The following is a 24,801-nucleotide window of genomic DNA, read 5'->3' on the forward strand; positions in this document are numbered from 1 at the left end:
TTAGACAATAATTTGGTTATTTTGCAACAACGTTGCCAGATCAGTCTGGACATTAGCCAACGTAATAGCATAGGTAAAGGCGTTCGCATTGCCTGAACCATCGCGATCAATACTGATCACCGTGTCATAGCCGACGTTCTCCACCTTCAGGTACTTAAGAATACCTTGGGAAGAGTAGTCCAATTCCATCTTGCCATCATCCTGGAAGAAAGAGATTGAGCCGTTGTAGTCCAGCAGATCACTCAGGTCAATCAGGTCTGCATCACCGTCAGTCACCACGTCACCCACATGGAAGCCATGGATAGTATCGCTGCCATTACCGCCGGTGCCGTCAGTTTCCATCCCTGCCAAGACCTTATACATCAACGTATCGTTACCACCGTTAATCAGGTAGAACGCATCGTTGCCGCCGCGGCCTTCAAACAGGTTGTTAGCCGAGCTATCGGTAAAGGTATCGCCCTGGCTAGAGCCAATCAAGCCTTCGATACTGATCAACTTATCAGAGCCTTGGCCTGTTGCCGAGCCATTCTTACCCGTACCCTCCCAGAGTACAGCGGTGATAGCGCTTGCTGAACCGCTGTAATCAACGATATCCATCCCTGCCGTGGCACTCCAGACTGCCTTACCACTGACAATCTGGTTCCAGCCACCACTCCCGTTGTAGGTATCGTCACCCGCTGAAGCAAAGAAGGTGTCGTTATAGCCGGTACCGACAATGCCCGTTGCGGTGGTATTGGTGGCAGCTGTGTCACTTTCCGCCGTCAGTATATACGCATCATGGGATTTACCGGTGGTTAAGCCACCCCAGTTCTCATTAACCGTGCTATTGGTGTAACCGCCTTGGTCTGCGGTTGCCCCTACATGGTTGGTCTGGCCATTGGTAATACGCAACAACTGCACCGAGTAAACTTCATTCGGATCCAACCCGAAGAAGCTCACCAGACCCATACTGTTGCTCGAGCCAGAGGACTGCGGGTTAATCAACTGCGTGGCCACCAACTCACCCTTCGAGTTATACAGCTTGACGGTATTGCTGTAGAAGGTATTGATGCCTTGGCCGTCAACAATACGGATCTGCAGGCTGGTACCATCAGCGGCAATGTTGGTGTTTTTCACCAGCAAGGTCGGTGCGGCATTATCACTCGACACCACTGCGCCATCTGCACCTGAACGATACAGCACCAGGTCCATTGATCCATCCCAGTCATAATCCAGGGCGACTGCACCCGTCAGATTACTGTAGGTGGTTGCGGTCAACTTCACTGGCGCAGTATTCCACCAGGTATTAGTCCCCTGGTTCAGATAAAGTTGCGGACTAGCAGTAACACCTGAGCGTGGAACTTCAACGATATCCATCTTACCATCGTGGTTCCAGTCAACGGCCATTGAGATCCCGCCATCAAGGCTATCGCCAAACCATAATGCATCAACATCCTGCGTTAACAGATTCCCTTTACCATCGTTCAGGTAGATACGGCTTTCATCACTGTTATTCCCGCCTTTAGAACCACGGCTCAGGAACAGATCCAACCAACCATCACCGTTGTAATCGCCATAGGTCATGGAAATGGCTCTATCACCGGCATCTTCATGGCCGTCATTGCGGAATACATTGGAATAAATATCTACCTTACCAAAATTGGTCTTATTGGTAGCTGTGGTCTGGTTATACAAGACAGCAAGACCGCGCCCAAGGTTACCTCCGTTCGACGTAAGTGTGTTGAAGTCGACATGGCCAGTAATATCAATGGTACCGTTATTATCGATATCCACCGCCCCAAGTTCGTGCATAAAGCTCAAGCCAGCAGGCAGCGCGCCACCTGGGTGACCATTTGGACCATCTGGGCTCAGTACACCATTTTCGTTCTTAAGGAACGAAATAGAGTCTGCTTCCGAGTCAGCCAACACAAAGTCCAGATAGCCATCACCGTGACGGTCATAGGCTATCACCCCCCCTAAGTGGTTAAGGGTGCCTTGGTCTACTGATTTCGCCGTGTAACTGCCATCAGCATTCTGCATCCAGTAGGCAGTACGTCCACCGTTACCATAAGAGCTGACCTGTGACATCACATCAGTCAAACCATCTCGGTTAATATCCGCAAAGGTCGCCGAGTTAATAAAGCGGCCATAACTTCCCTCGGTTACATCGCTTGGTTGTGCCAGGTACTTGGAGTTGTAATCCTCCAGGTTTTGCATATTGTAGACTCGCCCAGCGTTAGCGGTACCTGTGCCCGTTGCAGCACGCGCACTCTGGAAGAATGACCACAAGCCATTTGTCCCAATGGTCACTGCTGCCGCATTCACGCCAAGGCCTTCCCCATCGGTCGTCCCCCCCACTTCTGCACGATCAGCGTATTACCATCACCCTCAGTGACCCCGATACTGGTGGAGGCACTTAACGAAGAACGGTTACCGGCCTCATCCCATACCATAAAGGCCAGATTATGCGCGCCGGCTGGTAGTGTGCTGCTGATTGACCAGCTACCGTCAGCATTGGCTCTAGCAAAGCCGATAATCTGATCCAGCCCTTCCTGGTAGGTCCCATTACCGTTGACATCACTCACCAGTGAAACAATCGCCCCTGCTTCAACCTTACCGTACTTGGCTTCGTTGAAGGTGTAGGTGGTGGTGCTGTTAACAATTTGCGGCACATCAGGCGCACCAAGGATCGCATTCGGTGCCTCCAGATCAATCACAACCTGATAATTGCTCTTGAAATTGACGTTAGTGCCCAGGTTACCTGCAGAATCAATCACCCGCAGTTGGTAGTTAAACGTGGTGCTCTGAGTGACCGCAGCCAACTGATAGTTCCAGTCAGTCCCAGTTTGAGACAACAGCGTGGTCCAGTTACTCCCATTATCAAAGGAGATCTGCAGATACTGGTTGCTCTGCAGCGCAGCACTCAAGGCCCCCTTGATGGTCACCGTACGGTCACGGGTGACCATATCGGTGTTAATCTCTGTCGCACTGTGGCTGAACAGATCGCCTGTTTTCAAACCGCTAGAAGTATCGGTAGTAATAATTGCGCTGGTGGTCATACCATTCAGGTTCGGTGCCACGGTGCTCACGGTCAGCGCATGCGCATCGGTGTCACCAATATTACCTGCCTTATCAACCACACGCGCCTGGATGGTATAGTCCTTTGAAGTCAACGGCTTGCTTTGCAGATCCACCGTCCAACTGCTGGCGGTCGTGCTGCTCGCTTTGGTCCAGGTTTCACCGCCATCCACACTCACTTCGACCCACTCGTCTGCCAGCAGGGCCTTGTTCAGTGTACCGTTAATCAACAACGTGGTATCGCTGGTGTTGAAGTCGGTATTACTGATACCCAAGTCATCACTGATTGACGTGATGCTGATAGCCGCATCAGAAATCGTCGCATCAATGGTGATGGTTTCAGTACCACTCGGCGCACTCTCCTGACCTGCATTGTTGGTCCCGGTTACTTTGAAGTTGTAAGTACCGTCTACCAATGCTGGGTTGGGTGTAAAGCTCCAATTACCACCTGGGCCCGCAGTAGTGGTACCGACCTTAGTATTACCGTTATAGATGGTAATCGTATCGCCTTCAGCCACCGAAGACGTCCCGCTCAATGTCGGCGTATTGTCCTTGGTCAGGCTGTTGTTGGTCAACTCCATACGGGTAGTGCCGGTATCATCAATAATACTGTCGATAACCGGAGCGCCTGGGGTCAATGACATAATAACGTCATAGCTGGTGCTCGGCTTGGCGCTATTACCTACCTTGTCAGTCTCTTCCACGGTCAACGTGTTTTTACCGTCATACAGTGAGCCCGTAGCGGTCAACGTCCACTGGCCATTGCTGCCTACGGTGGTGGTGCCCAGTACTTTGGTATTACCATCGCCATCGGTGGTGTATACCGTGATGGTGTTACCCTCTTCAGCACCGGTACCGTTAACCAACGGATTGCGATCATCCAACACGCTACCCTTACTGACCGGGCCGGTTATCAAGCCATACTGATCAACGACCTCAGTGATCGCTACCTTGCTCACATCCGGTGGCGTGAAGTCCAGCGTCAGGGTAAAGGTTGTCGATGGCAAACTGACGTTACCGGCCCCATCGGTTGCCTTGACGTAAAAATCATGCGTGCCTTCATTCAGGCTACTGATTGGCTTGAACGTCCAGACACCGCTGTCACTGGTTTTCGCTGAGCCTAACAGACCGGTTTGGTCATACACCATCACCACACTGTTGGCTTCCGCACGACCTGTCAGGACCGGGTAGGGATCATCTGTGGCACTGCCGCTGAGCATGCCTTGCGGTTGTGGCGCACCCACATTGTCTGCTGCCGAGTCGATAAACGGCGCGCCCGGTGCCACCGTATCGACGGTAAACACCCAGGTACCGCTGGTACTGACATTCCCGGCCGGATCTTTGGCGCTGGCGCTCCAGGTATACTCACCCTGGCCCATATCCGCATTTGGCGTAAAGCGCCATTCACCGTTGCTTTCGGCAGTGGTACTGCCCAGAATGCCGCTTTCATCGCTGACGGTGACCACACTGCCCGCCTTCGCGGTACCAATGAGGGTCGGACGCGAATCATTCGTCACCCCGTTCTGGGCTATCAGCTCCACCTTATCGACTGGGTTATTATCTTCCAGACCGGTCAGTAGTACCTTCGTTAGATCCACATCCACTTTGAAGATCAGGTGTTGCCCTTCATCGCTGGTGTTACCGGCCTTGTCGGTCACGGTCGTGGTCAGGTCATGTTGACCATTACCCAATGGGTCGCTCGGCTTAAAGCTCCAGTTCCCTTGAGCATCCACCGGCGCGCTACCGATTTCCTTATTGTTATCATAGACATGGACCACACTGCCCGGTTCAGCCTTACCACTGATGACTGGCGCGCTGTCGTCGGTAGTTTTGTTAGCAAGGATATCGCCTTGCTCGTCACCCATCTTATCTTCCACCTTCAAATTGGTGGCCGGTGCTGGTGCCTGCGTATCGACAACAATATTGAAGATACCGGTTGGGTCACTGGTGACACCGACACTGTTGGTCACCGTCGCTGTCAGGTCATGTTTACCCTCACCCAGTGCAGGCTGTGGCGTAAAGCTCCACTTACCGTCGTCGTCTACCTTGGCCGTACCGAGTTCATTCTTACCGTCGTAAACCGTCACCGTGCCGCCTGGCAACGCAGTCCCGTTCAGGGTCGGGGTGTTGTCATTGGTGACATCCCCTGGCTGCAATGCCACCGTTTCTGTTCCTGGCCCCTCATTATCGATGACCGTACCCAGCACCGGTGGTGCCGGTGGGACTGTACTGACGGTAATACTGTAAGCCGGTGACTTATCGGTAGTGTTGCCGACCAGATCGTGCTCTGTTGCGGTCAACACAGCCACACCATCCACAAGCGGCAGGTTCGGCTGCATCGACCAGGAGAGATCGGTCTTCACAACCGCCGAGCCAATAATTTCGTTGCCACGGTATACCGTAATGATATTACCCGCTTCCGCACCGGTCCCACTGATGGTTGGACGTCTGTCGTCAGTGGTGTCACCTGAGGCCACGTTACCGGTCAGGCCACCCGCTTGGTCGTCCACACCGGTGATTGCCACTTTGCTGGCATCCGGCGCGCTGAAGTCCAGCGTCAGGGTAAAGGTTGTCGATGGCAAACTGACGTTACCGGCCCCATCGGTTGCCTTGACGTAAAAATCATGCGTGCCTTCATTCAGGCTACTGATTGGCTTGAACGTCCAGACACCGCTGTCACTGGTTTTCGCTGAACCTAACAGACCGGTTTGGTCATACACCATCACCACACTGTTGGCTTCCGCACGACCTGTCAGGACCGGGTAGGGATCATCTGTGGCACTGCCGCTGAGCATGCCTTGCGGTTGTGGCGCACCCACATTGTCTGCTGCCGAGTCGATAAACGGCGCGCCCGGTGCCACCGTATCGACGGTAAACACCCAGGTACCGCTGGTACTGACATTCCCGGCCGGATCTTTGGCGCTGGCGCTCCAGGTATACTCACCCTGGCCCATATCCGCATTTGGCGTAAAGCGCCATTCACCGTTGCTTTCGGCAGTGGTACTGCCCAGAATGCCGCTTTCATCGCTGACTGTAACCACACTGCCCGCCTTCGCGGTACCAATGAGGGTCGGACGCGAATCATTCGTCACCCCGTTCTGGGCTATCAGCTCCACCTTATCGACTGGGTTATTATCTTCCAGACCGGTCAGTAGTACCTTCGTTAGATCCACATCCACTTTGAAGATCAGGTGTTGCCCTTCATCGCTGGTGTTACCGGCCTTGTCGGTCACGGTCGTGGTCAGGTCATGTTGACCATTACCCAATGGGTCGCTCGGCTTAAAGCTCCAGTTCCCTTGAGCATCCACCGGCGCGCTACCGATTTCCTTATTGTTATCATAGACATGGACCACACTGCCCGGTTCAGCCTTACCACTGATGACTGGCGAGCTGTCGTCGGTAGTTTTGTTAGCAAGGATATCGCCTTGCTCGTCACCCATCTTATCTTCCACCTTCAAATTGGTGGCCGGTGCTGGTGCCTGCGTATCGACAACAATATTGAAGATACCGGTTGGGTCACTGGTGACACCGACACTGTTGGTCACCGTCGCTGTCAGGTCATGTTTACCCTCACCCAGTGCAGGCTGTGGCGTAAAGCTCCACTTACCGTCGTCGTCTACCTTGGCCGTACCGAGTTCATTCTTACCGTCGTAAACCGTCACCGTGCCGCCTGGCAACGCAGTCCCGTTCAGGGTCGGGGTGTTGTCATTGGTGACATCCCCTGGCTGCAATGCCACCGTTTCTGCTCCTGGCCCCTCATTATCGATGACCGTACCCAGCACCGGTGGTGCCGGTGGGACTGTACTGACGGTAATACTGTAAGCCGGTGACTTATCGGTGGTGTTGCCGACCAGATCGTGCTCTGTTGCGGTCAACACAGCCACACCATCCACAAGCGGCAGGTTCGGCTGCATCGACCAGGAGAGATCACTCTTCACAACCGCCGAGCCAATAATTTCGTTGCCACGGTATACCGTAATGATGTTACCCGCTTCCGCACCGGTCCCACTGATGGTTGGACGTCTGTCGTCAGTGGTGTCACCTGAGTTCACATTGCCGGTCAAGCCCCCCACCTGGTCGTCCACCCCGGTGATCGCCACTTTGCTCGCATCCGGCGCGCTGAAGTCCAGCGTCAGGGTAAAGGTTGTCGATTGTTGGCTGACGTTACCCGCCCCATCGGTTGCCTTGACGTAAAAATCATGCGTGCCTTCATTCAGGCTATTGGTTGGCTTGAACGTCCAGACACCGCTGTCACTGGTTTTCGCTGAGCCTAACAGGCCGGTTTGGTCATACACCATCACCACACTGTTGGCCTCCGCACGACCTGTCAGGACCGGGTAGGGATCATCTGTGGCACTGCCACTGGTCATGCCTTGCGGTTGTGGCGCACCCACATTGTCTGCGGCCGAGTCGATAAACGGCACGTTCGGCGCCACCGTGTCGACGGTAAACACCCAGGTACCGCTGGTGCTGACATTCCCTGCCGGATCTTTGGCGCTGGCCCTAAAGGTATGCTCACCCTGGCCCATATCCTCATTTGGCGTAAAGCGCCATTCACCGTTGCTTTCGGCAGTGGTACTGCCCAGAATGCCGCTTTCATCGCTGACGGTGACCACACTGCCCGCCTTCGCGGTACCAATGAGGGTCGGACGCGAATCATTCGTCACCCCGTTCTGGGCTATCAGCTCCACCTTATCGACTGGGTTATTATCTTCCAGACCGGTCAGTAGTACCTTCGTTAGATCCACATCCACTTTGAAGATCAGGTGTTGCCCTTCATCGCTGGTGTTACCGGCCTTGTCGGTCACGGTCGTGGTCAGGTCATGTTGACCATTACCCAATGGGTCGCTCGGCTTAAAGCTCCAGTTCCCTTGGTCATCCACCGGCGCGCTACCGATTTCCTTATCGTTATCATAGATATGGACCACACTGCCCGGTTCAGCCTTACCACTGATGACTGGCGCGCTGTCGTCGGTAGTTTTGTTAGCAAGGATATCGCCTTGCTCGTCACCCATCTTATCTTCTACCTTCAAATTGGTGGCCGGTGCTGGTGCCTGCGTATCGACAACAATATTGAAGACACCGGTTGGGTCACTGGTGACACCGACACTGTTGGTCACCGTCGCTGTCAGGTCATGTTTACCCTCACCCAGTGCAGGCTGTGGCGTAAAGCTCCACTTACCGTCGTCGTCTACCTTGGCCGTACCGAGTTCATTCTTACCGTCGTAAACCGTCACCGTGCCGCCTGGCAACGCAGTCCCGTTCAGGGTCGGGGTGTTGTCATTGGTGACATCCCCTGGCTGCAATGCCACCGTTTCTGCTCCTGGCCCCTCATTATCGATGACCGTACCCAGCACCGGTGGTGCCGGTGGGACTGTACTGACGGTAATACTGTAAGCCGGTGACTTCTCCGTGGTATTACCCACCGCATCGCGCTCTGTTGCGGTCAACACCACCACACCATCCGCAAGCGGCAGGTTCGGCTGCATCGACCAGGAGAGATCACTCTTCACAACCGCCGAGCCAATAATTTCGTTGCCACGGTATACCGTAATGATATTCCCCGCTTCCGCACCGGTCCCACTGATGGTTGGACGTCTGTCGTCAGTGGTGTCACCTGAGTCCACATTACCGGTCAAGCCACCCACCTGGTCATCCACCCCGGTGATCGCCACTTTGCTGGCATCCGGCGCGCTGAAGTCCAGCGTCAGGGTAAAGACTGCGGATTGTTGGCTGACGTTACCCGCCTTGTCCACCGCCTTGACGTAAAAGTCATGCGCGCCTTCATTCAGGCTACTGATTGGCTTGAACGTCCAGACACCGCTGTCACTGGTTTTCGCTGAGCCTAACAGACCGGTTTGGTCATACACCATCACCACACTGTTGGCTTCCGCACGACCTGTCAGGACCGGGTAGGGATCATCTGTGGCACTGCCACTGGTCATGCCTTGCGGTTGTGGCGCACCCACATTGTCTGCGGCCGAGTCGATAAACGGCGCGCCTGGTGCCACCGTGTCGACGGTAAACACCCAGGTACCGCTGGTGCTGACATTCCCTGCCGGATCTTTGGCGCTGGCCCTAAAGGTATGCTCACCCTGGCCCATATCCTCATTTGGCGTAAAGCGCCATTCACCGTTGCTTTCGGCAGTGGTACTGCCCAGAATGCCGCTTTCATCGCTGACGGTGACCACACTGCCCGCCTTCGCGGTACCAATGAGGGTCGGACGCGAATCATTCGTCACCCCGTTCTGGGCTATCAGCTCCACCTTATCGACCGGGTTATTGCCCTGGTTATCTTCCAGACCGGTCAGTAGTACCTTCGTTAGATCCACATCCACCTTGAAGATCAGGTGTTGCCCTTCATCGCTGGTGTTACCGGCCTTGTCGGTCACGGTCGTGGTCAGGTCATGTTGACCATTACCCAATGGGTCGCTCGGCTTAAAGCTCCAGTTCCCTTGGTCATCCACCGGCGCGCTACCGATTTCCTTATCGTTATCATAGATATGGACCACACTGCCCGGTTCAGCCTTACCACTGATGACTGGCGCGCTGTCGTCGGTAGTTTTGTTAGCAAGGATATCGCCTTGCTCGTCACCCATCTTATCTTCCACCTTCAAATTGGTGGCCGGTGCTGGTGCCTGCGTATCGACAACAATATTGAAGACACCGGTTGGGTCACTGGTGACACCGACACTGTTGGTCACCGTCGCTGTCAGGTCATGTTTACCCTCACCCAGTGCAGGCTGTGGCGTAAAGCTCCACTTACCGTCGTCGTCTACCTTGGCCGTACCGAGTTCATTCTTACCGTCGTAAACCGTCACCGTGCCGCCTGGCAACGCAGTCCCGTTCAGGGTCGGGGTGTTGTCATTGGTGACATCCCCTGGCTGCAATGCCACCGTTTCTGCTCCTGGCCCCTCATTATCGATGACCGTACCCAGCACCGGTGGTGCCGGTGGGACTGTACTGACGGTAATACTGTAAGCCGGTGACTTATCGGTGGTATTACCCACCGCATCGCGCTCTGTTGCGGTCAACACCACCACACCATCCGCAAGCGGCAGGTTCGGCTGCATCGACCAGGAGAGATCACTCTTCACAACCGCCGAGCCAATAATTTCGTTGCCACGGTATACCGTAATGATATTCCCCGCTTCCGCACCGGTCCCACTGATGGTTGGACGTCTGTCGTCAGTGGTGTCACCTGAGTCCACATTACCGGTCAAGCCACCCACCTGGTCGTCCACCCCGGTGATCGCCACTTTGCTGGCATCCGGCGCGCTGAAGTCCAGCGTCAGGGTAAAGGTTGTCGATTGTTGGCTGACGTTACCGGCCCCATCGGTTGCCTTGACGTAAAAGTCATGCGTGCCTTCATTCAGGCTATTGGTTGGCTTGAACGTCCAGACACCGCTGTCATTGGTTTTCGCTGAGCCTAACAGGCCGGTTTGGTCATACACCATCACCACACTGTTGGCTTCCGCACGACCTGTCAGGACCGGGTAAGGATCATCTGTGGCACTGCCGCTGAGCATGCCTTGCGGTTGTGGCGCACCCACATTGTCTGCGGCCGAGTCGATAAACGGCGCGTTCGGCGCCACCGTGTCGACGGTAAACACCCAGGTACCGCTGGTGCTGACATTCCCTGCCGGATCTTTGGCGCTGGCGCTCCAGGTATGCTCACCCTGGCCCATATCCTCATTTGGCGTAAAGCGCCATTCACCGTTGCTTTCGGCAGTGGTACTGCCCAGAATGCCGCTTTCATCGCTGACGGTGACCACACTGCCCGCCTTCGCGGTACCAATGAGGGTCGGACGCGAATCATTCGTCACCCCGTTCTGGGCTATCAGCTCCACCTTATCGACCGGGTTATTGCCCTGGTTATCTTCCAGACCGGTCAGTAGTACCTTCGTTAGATCCACATCCACCTTGAAGATCAGGTGTTGCCCTTCATCGCTGGTGTTACCGGCCTTGTCGGTCACGGTCGTGGTCAGGTCATGTTGACCATTACCCAATGGGTCGCTCGGCTTAAAGCTCCAGTTCCCTTGGTCATCCACCGGCGCGCTACCGATTTCCTTATCGTTATCATAGATATGGACCACACTGCCCGGTTCAGCCTTACCACTGATGACTGGCGCGCTGTCGTCGGTAGTTTTGTTAGCAAGGATATCGCCTTGCTCGTCACCCATCTTATCTTCCACCTTCAAATTGGTGGCCGGTGCTGGTGCCTGCGTATCGACAACAATATTGAAGACACCGGTTGGGTCACTGGTGACACCGACACTGTTGGTCACCGTCGCTGTCAGGTCATGTTTACCCTCACCCAGTGCAGGCTGTGGCGTAAAGCTCCACTTACCGTCGTCGTCTACCTTGGCCGTACCGAGTTCATTCTTACCGTCGTAAACCGTCACCGTGCCGCCTGGCAACGCAGTCCCGTTCAGGGTCGGGGTGTTGTCATTGGTGACATCCCCTGGCTGCAATGCCACCGTTTCTGCTCCTGGCCCCTCATTATCGATGACCGTACCCAGCACCGGTGGTGCCGGTGGGACTGTACTGACGGTAATACTGTAAGCCGGTGACTTCTCCGTGGTATTACCCACCGCATCGCGCTCTGTTGCGGTCAACACCACCACACCATCCGCAAGCGGCAGGTTCGGCTGCATCGACCAGGAGAGATCACTCTTCACAACCGCCGAGCCAATAATTTCGTTGCCACGGTATACCGTAATGATATTCCCCGCTTCCGCACCGGTCCCACTGATGGTTGGACGTCTGTCGTCAGTGGTGTCACCTGAGTCCACATTACCGGTCAAGCCACCCACCTGGTCATCCACCCCGGTGATCGCCACTTTGCTGGCATCCGGCGCGCTGAAGTCCAGCGTCAGGGTAAAGACTGCGGATTGTTGGCTGACGTTACCCGCCTTGTCCACCGCCTTGACGTAAAAGTCATGCGCGCCTTCATTCAGGCTACTGATTGGCTTGAACGTCCAGACACCGCTGTCACTGGTTTTCGCTGAGCCTAACAGACCGGTTTGGTCATACACCATCACCACACTGTTGGCTTCCGCACGACCTGTCAGGACCGGGTAGGGATCATCTGTGGCACTGCCACTGGTCATGCCTTGCGGTTGTGGCGCACCCACATTGTCTGCGGCCGAGTCGATAAACGGCGCGCCTGGTGCCACCGTGTCGACGGTAAACACCCAGGTACCGCTGGTGCTGACATTCCCTGCCGGATCTTTGGCGCTGGCCCTAAAGGTATGCTCACCCTGGCCCATATCCTCATTTGGCGTAAAGCGCCATTCACCGTTGCTTTCGGCAGTGGTACTGCCCAGAATGCCGCTTTCATCGCTGACGGTGACCACACTGCCCGCCTTCGCGGTACCAATGAGGGTCGGACGCGAATCATTCGTCACCCCGTTCTGGGCTATCAGCTCCACCTTATCGACCGGGTTATTGCCCTGGTTATCTTCCAGACCGGTCAGTAGTACCTTCGTTAGATCCACATCCACCTTGAAGATCAGGTGTTGCCCTTCATCGCTGGTGTTACCGGCCTTGTCGGTCACGGTCGTGGTCAGGTCATGTTGACCATTACCCAATGGGTCGCTCGGCTTAAAGCTCCAGTTCCCTTGGTCATCCACCGGCGCGCTACCGATTTCCTTATCGTTATCATAGATATGGACCACACTGCCCGGTTCAGCCTTACCACTGATGACTGGCGCGCTGTCGTCGGTAGTTTTGTTAGCAAGGATATCGCCTTGCTCGTCACCCATCTTATCTTCCACCTTCAAATTGGTGGCCGGTGCTGGTGCCTGCGTATCGACAACAATATTGAAGACACCGGTTGGGTCACTGGTGACACCGACACTGTTGGTCACCGTCGCTGTCAGGTCATGTTTACCCTCACCCAGTGCAGGCTGTGGCGTAAAGCTCCACTTACCGTCGTCGTCTACCTTGGCCGTACCGAGTTCATTCTTACCGTCGTAAACCGTCACCGTGCCGCCTGGCAACGCAGTCCCGTTCAGGGTCGGGGTGTTGTCATTGGTGACATCCCCTGGCTGCAATGCCACCGTTTCTGCTCCTGGCCCCTCATTATCGATGACCGTACCCAGCACCGGTGGTGCCGGTGGGACTGTACTGACGGTAATACTGTAAGCCGGTGACTTATCGGTGGTATTACCCACCGCATCGCGCTCTGTTGCGGTCAACACCACCACACCATCCGCAAGCGGCAGGTTCGGCTGCATCGACCAGGAGAGATCACTCTTCACAACCGCCGAGCCAATAATTTCGTTGCCACGGTATACCGTAATGATATTCCCCGCTTCCGCACCGGTCCCACTGATGGTTGGACGTCTGTCGTCAGTGGTGTCACCTGAGTCCACATTACCGGTCAAGCCACCCACCTGGTCGTCCACCCCGGTGATCGCCACTTTGCTGGCATCCGGCGCGCTGAAGTCCAGCGTCAGGGTAAAGGTTGTCGATTGTTGGCTGACGTTACCGGCCCCATCGGTTGCCTTGACGTAAAAGTCATGCGTGCCTTCATTCAGGCTATTGGTTGGCTTGAACGTCCAGACACCGCTGTCATTGGTTTTCGCTGAGCCTAACAGGCCGGTTTGGTCATACACCATCACCACACTGTTGGCTTCCGCACGACCTGTCAGGACCGGGTAAGGATCATCTGTGGCACTGCCGCTGAGCATGCCTTGCGGTTGTGGCGCACCCACATTGTCTGCGGCCGAGTCGATAAACGGCGCGTTCGGCGCCACCGTGTCGACGGTAAACACCCAGGTACCGCTGGTGCTGACATTCCCTGCCGGATCTTTGGCGCTGGCGCTCCAGGTATGCTCACCCTGGCCCATATCCTCATTTGGCGTAAAGCGCCATTCACCGTTGCTTTCGGCAGTGGTACTGCCCAGAATGCCGCTTTCATCGCTGACGGTGACCACACTGCCCGCCTTCGCGGTACCAATGAGGGTCGGACGCGAATCATTCGTCACCCCGTTCTGGGCTATCAGCTCCACCTTATCGACCGGGTTATTGCCCTGGTTATCTTCCAGACCGGTCAGTAGTACCTTCGTTAGATCCACATCCACCTTGAAGATCAGGTGTTGCCCTTCATCGCTGGTGTTACCGGCCTTGTCGGTCACGGTCGTGGTCAGGTCATGTTGACCATTACCCAATGGGTCGCTCGGCTTAAAGCTCCAGTTCCCTTGGTCATCCACCGGCGCGCTACCGATTTCCTTATCGTTATCATAGATATGGACCACACTGCCCGGTTCAGCCTTACCACTGATGACTGGCGCGCTGTCGTCGGTAGTTTTGTTAGCAAGGATATCGCCTTGCTCGTCACCCATCTTATCTTCCACCTTCAAATTGGTGGCCGGTGCTGGTGCCTGCGTATCGACAACAATATTGAAGACACCGGTTGGGTCACTGGTGACACCGACACTGTTGGTCACCGTCGCTGTCAGGTCATGTTTACCCTCACCCAGTGCAGGCTGTGGCGTAAAGCTCCACTTACCGTCGTCGTCTACCTTGGCCGTACCGAGTTCATTCTTACCGTCGTAAACCGTCACCGTGCCGCCTGGCAACGCAGTCCCGTTCAGGGTCGGGGTGTTGTCATTGGTGACATCCCCTGGCTGCAATGCCACCGTTTCTGCTCCTGGCCCCTCATTATCGATGACCGTACCCAGCACCGGTGGTGCCGGTGGGACTGTACTGACGGTAATACTGTAAGCCGGTGACTTATCGGTGGTATTACCCACCGCATCGCGCTCTGTTGCGGTCAACACCACCACACCATCCGCAAGCGGCAGGTTCGGCTGCATCGACCAGGAGAGATCACTCTTCACAACCGCCGAGCCAATAATTTCGTTGCCACGGTATACCGTAATGATATTCCCCGCTTCCGCACCGGTCCCACTGATGGTTGGACGTCTGTCGTCAGTGGTGTCACCTGAGTCCACATTACCGGTCAAGCCACCCACCTGGTCGTCCACCCCGGTGATCGCCACTTTGCTGGCATCGGGTGCTGAATAGTCAGTGGTCAGATTAAAGACGTCGGATGGTTCGCTGGTGTTACCCGCCTCATCCGTCGCCGTGGTGGTGATCTTGTGTTCACCTTCCACCAATGGGGTGGTTGGGGTAAATGACCAGGCACCCTTGTCGTCGGCAGCAGCCGAGCCCAACAGTTTTCCATCATCATAGATATTGATGATGCTATTTGGCTCTGTCGTTCCCTTGAAGGTTGGGTTGGCATCGTCAGTGGCATCGCCGCTGGTCAATGGACCACGGTTATCACCGACGTCATCAATGGCGCTACCAATCACCGGCTGTTCTGGCGCGGTGGTATCTACCTTCAGCTCAAAGGCGGGAGAGGTCACGGTCTTACCGGCGGCATCTTCTGCCGTCACGGTCAGGCTGTGGTTACCTTCCTTCAGGTCGGTCTCTGGCGTAAAGCTCCAGCTACCATCTTGCTTGACGGTGGTGGTGCCCAGCACATCATCCCCATCCTTGACGGTGATAACACTGCCTGGCTTGCCGCTGCCGTTCAGTTCTGGGCGTGCATCGTCGGTGACTTGACCGGGTTGCAGGTTACCGGTTACAGACCCTACGTTGTCATTGACTGAGCCCAGTTGTACCACTACCGGTGAATCATCCACCTCAAATTTGATATCCGGGCTTGGCTCACTCACGTTGCCCGCCGGATCAGTCACGGTGGTGTTCAGCTTGTGCTCGCCGTTATCCAGCGGCTCAGTCGGGGTAAAGCTCCACGTGCCGTCATCTTCAATCTTGGCGGTACCGATTTCCTTACCGTTGTCGTAGATGGTGACTGTACCGCCGGGTTCGCCGGTACCGTTCAGGTTTGGTGAGCGGTCATCGGTGGTATCCCCCGGGTTCACTTCACCGGTCTTCTCACCCACGTTGTCGGTGATAACGATATCGCCAGCCGGATTAGGGACGGTGGTGTCGACCACAATATCAAAACTGCCTCTTGGCGCGCTGACGTTACCTGCTGCATCCGTTGAGGTGATGGTCAGGGTATGGTTGCCATCTTTCAGTTCAGCGCCTGCTGCTGGCGTAAAGCTCCACTCACCCTTGCCGTCTGCCGTGGTTGAACCGATCAGTTCACCTTTATCGTAGACCTTGACCAGGCTATTCGCCTCGGCACTACCTTTCAGGGTTGGGGTGTTGTCGTTGGTGACATCCCCTTTCTGCAGAGCGCCAGCTTTCGGTTCAACATCATCCAGCACGCTGGTAATGGCTGGTTCTGACGGTATGGTGATGTCAACATTGATGTCATAAGACGGCGTGCTTGGGGTGGTCTTGTTACCCGCCGCATCGACCGCCACGATGGTCAGTTGGTTGTTACCTTCCAGCAGTGGCGTGGTTGGCGTCAGTGACCAGGTGCCATTATCGAGTACCTTGGTGCTGCCAATCGGGTGATTGCCGGTCGCATCATTGGTGTAGACAATGATGATATCGCCCTTGGTACCAATACCACTGATCACAGGCTGGCTGTCATCGGTGCTGTTTCCTGATGCAACGTTACCTGTCTCATTGCCCACGCGGTCTTCCACACCGGTGATCTCCAGGAACCCTGGCCCAATTGGCGATGCAGTGTAGTCGGTAGTCAACTTAAAGACGTCGGATGGTTCGCTGGTGTTACCCGCTTTATCCGTCGCGGTAGTGGTGATCTTGTGCTCACCTTCCACCAATGGGGTGGTTGGGGTAAACGACCAGGCACCATCTTCGTTGGCTTCAACTGAACCCAACAGTTTGCCATCATCATAGATATTGATGATGCTATTTGCCTCAGCCGTTCCATTAAAGGTTGGGTTGGCATCGTCAGTGGCATTGCCGCTGGCCAATGGACCACGGTTATCACCGACGTCATCAATGGCGTTACCAATCACGGGTTGGTCTGGCGCGGTGGTATCTACCTTCAGCACAAAGGCGGGAGAGGTCACGCTGTTACCGGCGGCATCTTCTGCCGTCACCGTCAGGCTGTGGTTACCTTCACCCAGGTCGGTCTCTGGCGTAAAGCTCCAGCTACCATCTTGCTTAACGGTGGTAGTCCCCAGCTCGCGGTCGCCATCCTTCACAGTGATAACACTGCCTGGCTTGCCGCTGCCGTTCAGTTCTGGACGTGGATCGTCGGTGACATCACCGGGTTGCAGGTTACCGGTCACTGAGCCGACATTGTCATTCACTGAGCCCAGTTGTACCACTACCGGTGAATCATCCACCTCAAATTTGATATCCGGGCTTGGCTCACTCACGTTGCCCGCCGGGTCAGTCACGGTGGTGTTCAGCTTGTGCTCGCCGTTATCCAGCGGCTCAGTCGGAGTAAAGCTCCACTTGCCGTCATCTTCAATCTTGGCGGTACCGATTTCCTTACCGTTGTCGTAGATGGTGACTGTACCGCCGGGTTCGCCCGTACCGTTCAGGTTTGGTGAGCGGTCATCGGTGGTATCCCCCGGGTTCACTTCACCGGTCTTCTCACCCACGTTGTCGGTGATAACGATATCGCCAGCTGGATTAGGGACGGTGGTGTCTACCACAATATCAAAACTGCCGCTTGGCGCGCTGACGTTACCTGCTGCATCCGTTGAGGTGATGGTCAGGGTATGGTTGCCATCTTTCAGTTCAGCGCCTGCTGCTGGCGTAAAGCTCCACTCACCCTTGCCGTCTGCCGTGGTTGAACCGATCAGTTCACCTTTATCATAGACCTTGACCAGGCTATTCGCCTCGGCACTACCTTTCAGGGTTGGGGTGTTGTCGTTGGTGACATCCCCTTTCTGCAGAGCGCCAGCTTTCGGTTCAACATCATCCAGCACGCTGGTGATGGCTGGTTCTGACGGTATGGTGATGTCAAGATTGATATCATAGGATGGTGTGCTTGGGGTGGTCTTGTTACCCGCCGCATCGACCGCCACGATGGTCAGTTGGTTGTTACCTTCCAGCAGTGGGGTGGTTGGCGTCAGTGACCAGGTGCCATTATCGAGTACCTTGGTGCTGCCAATCGGGTGATTGCCGGTCGCATCAGTGGTGTAGACAATGATGATATCGCCCTTGGTACCAATACCACTGATCACAGGCTGGCTGTCATCGGTGCTGTTTCCTGATGCAACGTTACCTGTCTCATTGCCCACGCGGTCTTCCACACCGGTGATCTCCAGGAAGCCTGGCCCAATTGGCGATGCAGAATAGTCGGTAGTCAGATTAAAGACGTCGGATGGTTCACTGGTGTTACCCGCTTTATCCGTCGCGGTGGTGGTGATCTTGTGCTCACCTTCCACCAATGGGGTGGTTGGGGTAAACGACCAGGCACCATCGTCGTTGGCTTCAACTGAACCCAACAGTTTGCCATCATCATAGATATTGATGATGCTATTTGCCTCTGCCGTCCCTTTGAAGGTTGGGTTGGCGTCATCGGTAACACTGCCGCTGGCCAATGGACCACGGTTATCACCGACGTCATCAATGGCGTTACCAATCACCGGTTGCTCTGGCGCGGTGGTATCTACCTTTAGCACAAAGGCGGGAGAGGTCACGCTGTTACCGGCGGCATCTTCTGCCGTCACCGTCAGGCTGTGGTTACCTTCACCCAGGTCGGTCTCTGGCGTAAAGCTCCAGCTACCATCTTGCTTAACGGTGGTAGTCCCCAGCTCGCGGTCGCCATCCTTCACAGTGATAACACTGCCTGGCTTGCCGCTGCCGTTCAGTTCTGGACGTGGATCGTCGGTGACATCACCGGGTTGCAGGTTACCAGTCACTGAGCCGACATTGTCATTCACTGAGCCCAGTTGTACCAGCACGGGTGAATCATCCACCTCAAATTTGATATCCGGGCTTGGCTCACTCACGTTGCCCGCCGGGTCAGTCACGGTGGTGTTCAGCTTGTGCTCGCCGTTATCCAGCGGCTCAGTCGGAGTAAAGCTCCACTTGCCGTCATCTTCAATCTTGGCGGTACCGATTTCTTCACCGTTATCATAGATGGTGACCGTGCCGCCGGGTTCGCCCGTACCGCTCAGGTTTGGTGAACGGTCATCGGTGGTATCCCCCGGGTTCACTTCACCGGTCTTCTCACCCACGTTGTCGGTAATAACGATATCGCCAGCCGAGTTAGGGACGTTAGTGTCTACTACAATATCAAAACTGCCGCTAGGAGCACTCTCGTTGCCTGCGGCATCCGTTGAGGTGATGGTCAGGGTATGGTTGCCATCTTTCAGTTCAGCGCCTGCTGCTGGCGTAAAGCTCCACTCGCCCTTGCCGTCTGCCGTGGTTGAACCGATCAGTTGACCTTTGTCATAGACCTTGACCAGGCTGTCCGCCTCGGCACTACCTTTCAGGGTTGGGGTGTTGTCGTTGGTGACATCCCCTTTCTGCAGAGCGCCAGCTTTCGGTTCAACATCATCCAGCACGCTGGTGATGGCTGGTTCTGACGGTATGGTGATGTCAAGATTGATATCATAGGATGGTGTGCTTGGGGTGGTCTTGTTACCCGCCGCATCGACCGCCACGATGGTCAGTTGGTTGTTACCTTCCAGCAGTGGGGTGGTTGGCGTCAGTGACCAGGTGCCATTATCGAGTACCTTGGTGCTGCCAATCGGGTGATTGCCGGTCGCATCAGTGGTGTACACAATGATGATATCACCAGCAGTACCAATACCGCTGATCAGCGGCTGGCTGTCATCGGTGCTATTCCCTGATGTAACGTTACCTGTCTCATTGCCCACGCGGTCTTCGACGGAAGTAATCGCCAAATGCTCAGGATCAACTAATGGAGACGTGGTGTCGACAGTAAAGTTCAACGGCTCAGAGGGCTTACTTTCGTTACCCGCCGGATCGGTTGCCGTGGTGGTAATACTGTGATTGGTTTCGTCCAGTGGTGTCTCAGGCGTAAAGCTCCATTTGCCGTTATCCCCAACTACCGTTGAACCAATCTTTTCACCGTTATCATAGATATTGATAATATCGCCAGGTTGGCCGCCACCGCTGAATTTAGGTTGAGTATCATCGGTTGTACCACCATTCTTGATTGCGCCGGTGATAGCACCCACGTCATCCTGGGCATTCGACACATCAGGTTGCCCTGGTGCTGTGGTATCAACCACAATCACAATAGGATCAGAAGGTGTGCTGGCATTACCGGCCGGGTCAACTTCACTGACTGTCAGGCTATGGTTGCCCTCGGCCAGGGGCTCTTCAACCTGATAGCTCCATTCACCTTGACCATTAACAACCGTTGAGCCAATCGGCTGACCATTGTCACTAATAATAATGACATCACCAGGTTGCCCCACGCCTTTCAGTTCAGGTTGGGTATCATCCGTGGTGGTGCCACTGGTCAATGGGCCGGTCAGGGCACCGACGTCATCGATAACGCTCCCAATAGCAGGCTTGCTAGGGGCTTGTGTATCGACGTTAAATTCCCAACCACCACTCTGTTTACTCTCATTACCCACAGGGTCGGTTTCAGAAACCGTGATGTTGTGCTTTCCATCAGTCATCGGTGTCTCTGGCTGGAAAGACCAACGACCATCGTCATTGACGACGGTCTCGCCAATCACATTACCGTTGTCATAGATAGTCACGGTGTCACCTGGCTGACCGCTACCGGTCAGGACAGGACGTGGATCATCCGTGGAATCACCCGGTTTTATTTCACCGACAACGTCCCCCGTTTTGTCCATGACATGCTGCATACCAGGGACATCCGGCGGTGTAGTATCAACCGTGAAGTTCAGAGGATCAGAAGGCGAGCTGACGTTACCAGACGGATCAGTCTCGGTGATCACCATTTGGTGACTGCCGTCACCCATTGCTTGATCAGGGGTAAATGTCCAGTTGCCATTGCCATCAATGACCACGCTGCCAATGGCACTACCGTTGTCATACACGGTGATGATGTTACCAGCGACACCTTTACCACTTAAGGTAGGATGAGATTCATCTGTCTGGCCGCCGTTTTTAATTTGGCCCTGAATAGAACCCGTATGGTCAAGTGCACCGCCAATCGCCGGTTTTGCCGGAGGGGTCGGTTCAGGGTCATTATTATCATCTTTACTACGGTTATGATAGGCAACCGCGGCCCCAGCGCCGATCGCTGTCGCTGCCGCCAGCCAACCCAAAAGACCAAACAGCGCATCCTGATTATCATCAGAAGCGACAAAAATGCCTTCACCACTGCCTTGAGATGGACCACCTAATGCGACAGGCGATGACTGACCATCAGTAAAGAGATAGCCGTGCTCATAGCCTTCCCCGGACAAGGGAACATAGGCATACAGCTGGCCATCTTCAGCCATTCCCAGTAACACCGGGTTGTTGGCTTCACCATTAAAGTAGTCTTCAATAATAATACTGGCTTGTGTGTCCCCTTCCTGGATCACGTGCAACGCCTTGCCGACACGAACTAAAGTCACGTTCTCCGGAGCAAAATCATTGCCTAGATTCTTTAAGACGTATTTATTACCGCGAATTAATTTAACTTTTACTGCATTGTTGGCATTCGCGGTTAATAAACGGGTTTTCCCTTCGCCATTGTTAACAGCCAAAACTATCGTTTGATCCATAACTTCGTAACTCCATTTGATATTTTAATGATGTTCTAACCTGACTCCGTGATGGTTCGGCATCCCTTGGTGGAAACAGATATCGCACGCTATGTGGAGAACTGGTCAAAATGTAGACGCAGGACTGATAAAATAGCTTCTATTGTTGCTGAATAAGGCAACACAGTAAATTAAGAATATTCTGAAAGTTCAATATTCGGAACATTCAGAACATTCTTAGTATGTGGCTAAAGTTGTAAGTAAAAACAACAGGCTTTTCAGTAAGCAATAACCCTGTGCCTTGGATGGACTGGGGCTCGCAGGTGGCTACGCGCGGCAAGTGATAATGGGTAGGTTTTCAGCAGAATCAGTAACAGTGCCTGATGGATGACAACCTGCTGGTGATAAAAAAACAAGTCTGATTTGACGTTTCACACCGACAGTAACTTGAATAACAACTGTCATCGTTGTTTTGGAGTTTATCGTTATTCTGGCAAACATTTTTCGCCCGTAGGTATCAACATGATATGGCCATGAAAACAGGATAATTTACACATCCCACACCCATTGCAACAGGCATCATCATACTGTAATTGGCGAACACCACGGTCATCCAGCTGAAAGGCCAGCGCCTGCTGCGGGCAATTAATGACACACATCTGGCAACTATCCTGACGCCCCAGACAACTTTGGCTGATCTGCGGGCGTAGTAGCGTATCGCAGGGCATAATGTTACGTAGCGCTCCAGTCTGGCAAGCTGCGGTACATTTCAGGCAGAAGTCACACTCGGTAAAATCGATGTTCAGGACCACTTGGTCTTGTTCTACGCTCAATAAGCCATACGGACAACGATTCACACACTCACCACAACCATTACAGGTGGCATTAAATAATATTTCTGGCAGCGACTGAGGGGGACGAGCCACCCTCGGTAAAGGTAAAGCCGCCGCAACCGGCTCCGATAGGGCTTGGCTGCGTTGCAACCAACCGGTCAACAATCTGCGCCGGCTGGCACCTTGCCGAGAGAGTGGTTGGCTGCTGCTTTTCATCAGTAATAGAGCTCTAATGTGGCAATGGGCTCTGGACAATCCGCTGCCCACCCTGCCAATGTCACCTGAGCCAACTGCGCAACACCTTGATAGAAAGGATGCCCAGCATGTTGTTGCAACAGTTCCAGATAACGCGGGGCCCAAGGCAACAAATGTTGCGCTATCAAAGCAGCAATCCGCTTTTCTTGCTGCTCTTCTGCCAACCAGGCGGTCATCATCAGCAAAGTGCCAATATGATCTTCCGGTTCATTGTGTTGCCGTTGAGCTTCAATGCCCTGCACCCGTAACCATTGGCGCAAACGCAGCGTCGAATCACCAAATAAGACGCACTCTTTATCCAGATAAACCGAACCCCAAGGTGGAGCCGGTAACGCATAAGGGCCAACAAACAGACGTTGATAAGCCTCTTCCAGCGTTTCTGGCAGATCCCCCGCCAGCCCTTGGGCAATCAAATCTGCCGCCTGCTGGCCACCGGGATAAGGCCATTCTGCCAGCCATTGTGGATCGGCCAGGTATTCCAGTAAGGGCGAACACTCTGGGCTATCAGGTGGCGCATACAGCAAAATACCCATCACACGCCCTGTTAACGCTATTTTTTCCAGCATCATAAAATCGAACTTCTCCACAGGCGCAGCACGCTGCGCCTAGATTAAGTATTAACCCGCCACGGCCATACCAACCGTCATATGCAGGCCGTAGAACACACCGCGACCGATCATCTCACCGGCAAACACCAATACCAGGCCCAAGGTCAACCCCATTACCCCCGCGTTACCACGACGCAACTGCGGGCAAATCCAGCAACCCAGGCCCAGTACCAGCAGCACTAACCGCCAGACCATCAACTGACCATAGTTTGGAACCAGAGCGGAAGCCTGCTGTACCGAACTGCTGATCATTGCCAGTTCACTGCCCTGTAACAACGCTGAGCAGAGGCTGAGTAACAGCGCCAACACACTGACCATTATCAGTTGACCGCGACCCGACACTTCCAGCCCGGCGACGCGTAACAACAAGACACCCAGTAAGGGCCCACCGATAAACACCGACAGGAAGAAGTTGAGTGTGGTATAGCCGTTATGCCAGGTCGGTACCGTATCAATCTGATAGACCCGCGTCATGGCATAGACAAACAACAGGCCCAGTACCATCGTAAACATCAACCAGACTTTCCCCAGCCCCTGTGGCATTTTTTTCAGTATTGTCAAAAGCCAATACAGTCCGCCCACCGCAAAGAATAGCGAACCGCTGGCAATCTCGTTACTCAAGGCCGACTCACCCACACGGTTTAAAGAATTGAACGCCCTGACAGGCGAGCCCAGGTGCATCAACGAGGCGATAAAGGCCATCCCCATCAGCAACCAGAGGAAAAACATTGAACGGTGCACCGCCTTGCTCTGGCGATCGGTAAGATTACCGGCAATGATGGCCAGACCCATCACGATTACGCCCCCCACGACAAACTGCCCCAAGACGGTAAACACCATCAACGGCCATTCATGCCATCCCGTTCCCATTTTAAACCTCCTTCGGATTAGCCAGATGGCCGGTAGTGTCGCCACTCGGGCGGCTGTTGGCATTAGGTTTCAGCACAATACAGGGCTGGGTAAAATGCGCGGCAGGTAAAGGTGCCACCTCAGCCAAGGTGCCATGTTGCTTTCGCAGTTCCTCAATCGGGCCGAAGTCCAGCGCCCGTAGCGGACAAGACTCGACACAGATAGGTTTTTTGCCCTCAGCAACGCGCTCATAGCAACCATCACATTTGGTCATATGGCCTTTGGCTTCATTGTATTGCGGCGCACTATAGGGGCACGCCATATGGCAATAGCGGCAGCCGATACAAATCTCTTCATTGACCACTACAAAGCCATCTTCCCGCTTATGCATCGCCCCACTCGGGCATACCTTGGTACAGGCAGGGTCTTCACAGTGATTACAGGCAATCGACAAATAGTAGGCAAAGACGTTCTGGTGCCAGACCCCATTGTCCTCTTGCCAATCACCCCCCGCGTATTCATAGATACGGCGGAAACTGACTTCCGGCGTCAGGTTTTTATAGTCTTTACATGCCAACTCACAGGTTTTGCAGCCGGTGCAACGACTTGAGTCGATATAGAATCCATATTGCGTAGTCATCA

The 24,801-nt window shown here is 54.4% G+C and carries 6 protein-coding genes; all 6 read right to left on the reverse strand.

Features of this window, described 5'->3' with window-relative positions; genetic code table 11:
• A complete protein-coding gene (locus ACX9GV_RS10925) occupies nucleotides 1–2,304 on the reverse strand; it encodes an FG-GAP-like repeat-containing protein (protein WP_473195532.1) in 2,304 nt (767 codons plus the stop codon).
• Nucleotides 2,301–21,635, reverse strand: coding sequence for an Ig-like domain-containing protein (locus ACX9GV_RS10930; RefSeq protein ID WP_473195533.1), 19,335 nt, complete (start codon nucleotides 21,633–21,635; stop codon nucleotides 2,301–2,303). The genes ACX9GV_RS10925 and ACX9GV_RS10930 overlap by 4 nt, the downstream gene beginning before the upstream one ends.
• A 464-nt stretch (nucleotides 21,636–22,099) precedes the next feature.
• Nucleotides 22,100–22,663 carry a ferredoxin-type protein NapF gene (gene napF, locus ACX9GV_RS10935; protein ID WP_473195534.1) on the reverse strand — a complete coding sequence of 188 codons (564 nt, stop codon included), beginning with the start codon at nucleotides 22,661–22,663 and terminating at the stop codon, nucleotides 22,100–22,102.
• Nucleotides 22,663–23,271: a Tat proofreading chaperone DmsD gene (gene dmsD / locus ACX9GV_RS10940; protein WP_023492771.1), complete on the reverse strand. Its 609-nt coding sequence runs from the start codon at nucleotides 23,269–23,271 to the stop codon at nucleotides 22,663–22,665. Before dmsD ends, napF begins: the two co-directional genes overlap by 1 nt.
• Nucleotides 23,272–23,319: 48 nt before the next feature.
• Nucleotides 23,320–24,180, reverse strand: coding sequence for a DmsC/YnfH family molybdoenzyme membrane anchor subunit (locus ACX9GV_RS10945; RefSeq protein WP_473195535.1), 861 nt, complete (start codon nucleotides 24,178–24,180; stop codon nucleotides 23,320–23,322).
• Between the two features lies 1 nt (nucleotide 24,181).
• Nucleotides 24,182–24,799 carry a DMSO/selenate family reductase complex B subunit gene (locus tag ACX9GV_RS10950; protein ID WP_473195536.1) on the reverse strand — a complete coding sequence of 206 codons (618 nt, stop codon included), beginning with the start codon at nucleotides 24,797–24,799 and terminating at the stop codon, nucleotides 24,182–24,184.
• Nucleotides 24,800–24,801: the final 2 nt, after the last annotated feature.

The organism is Serratia sp. 25CWL12, assembly GCF_055790885.1.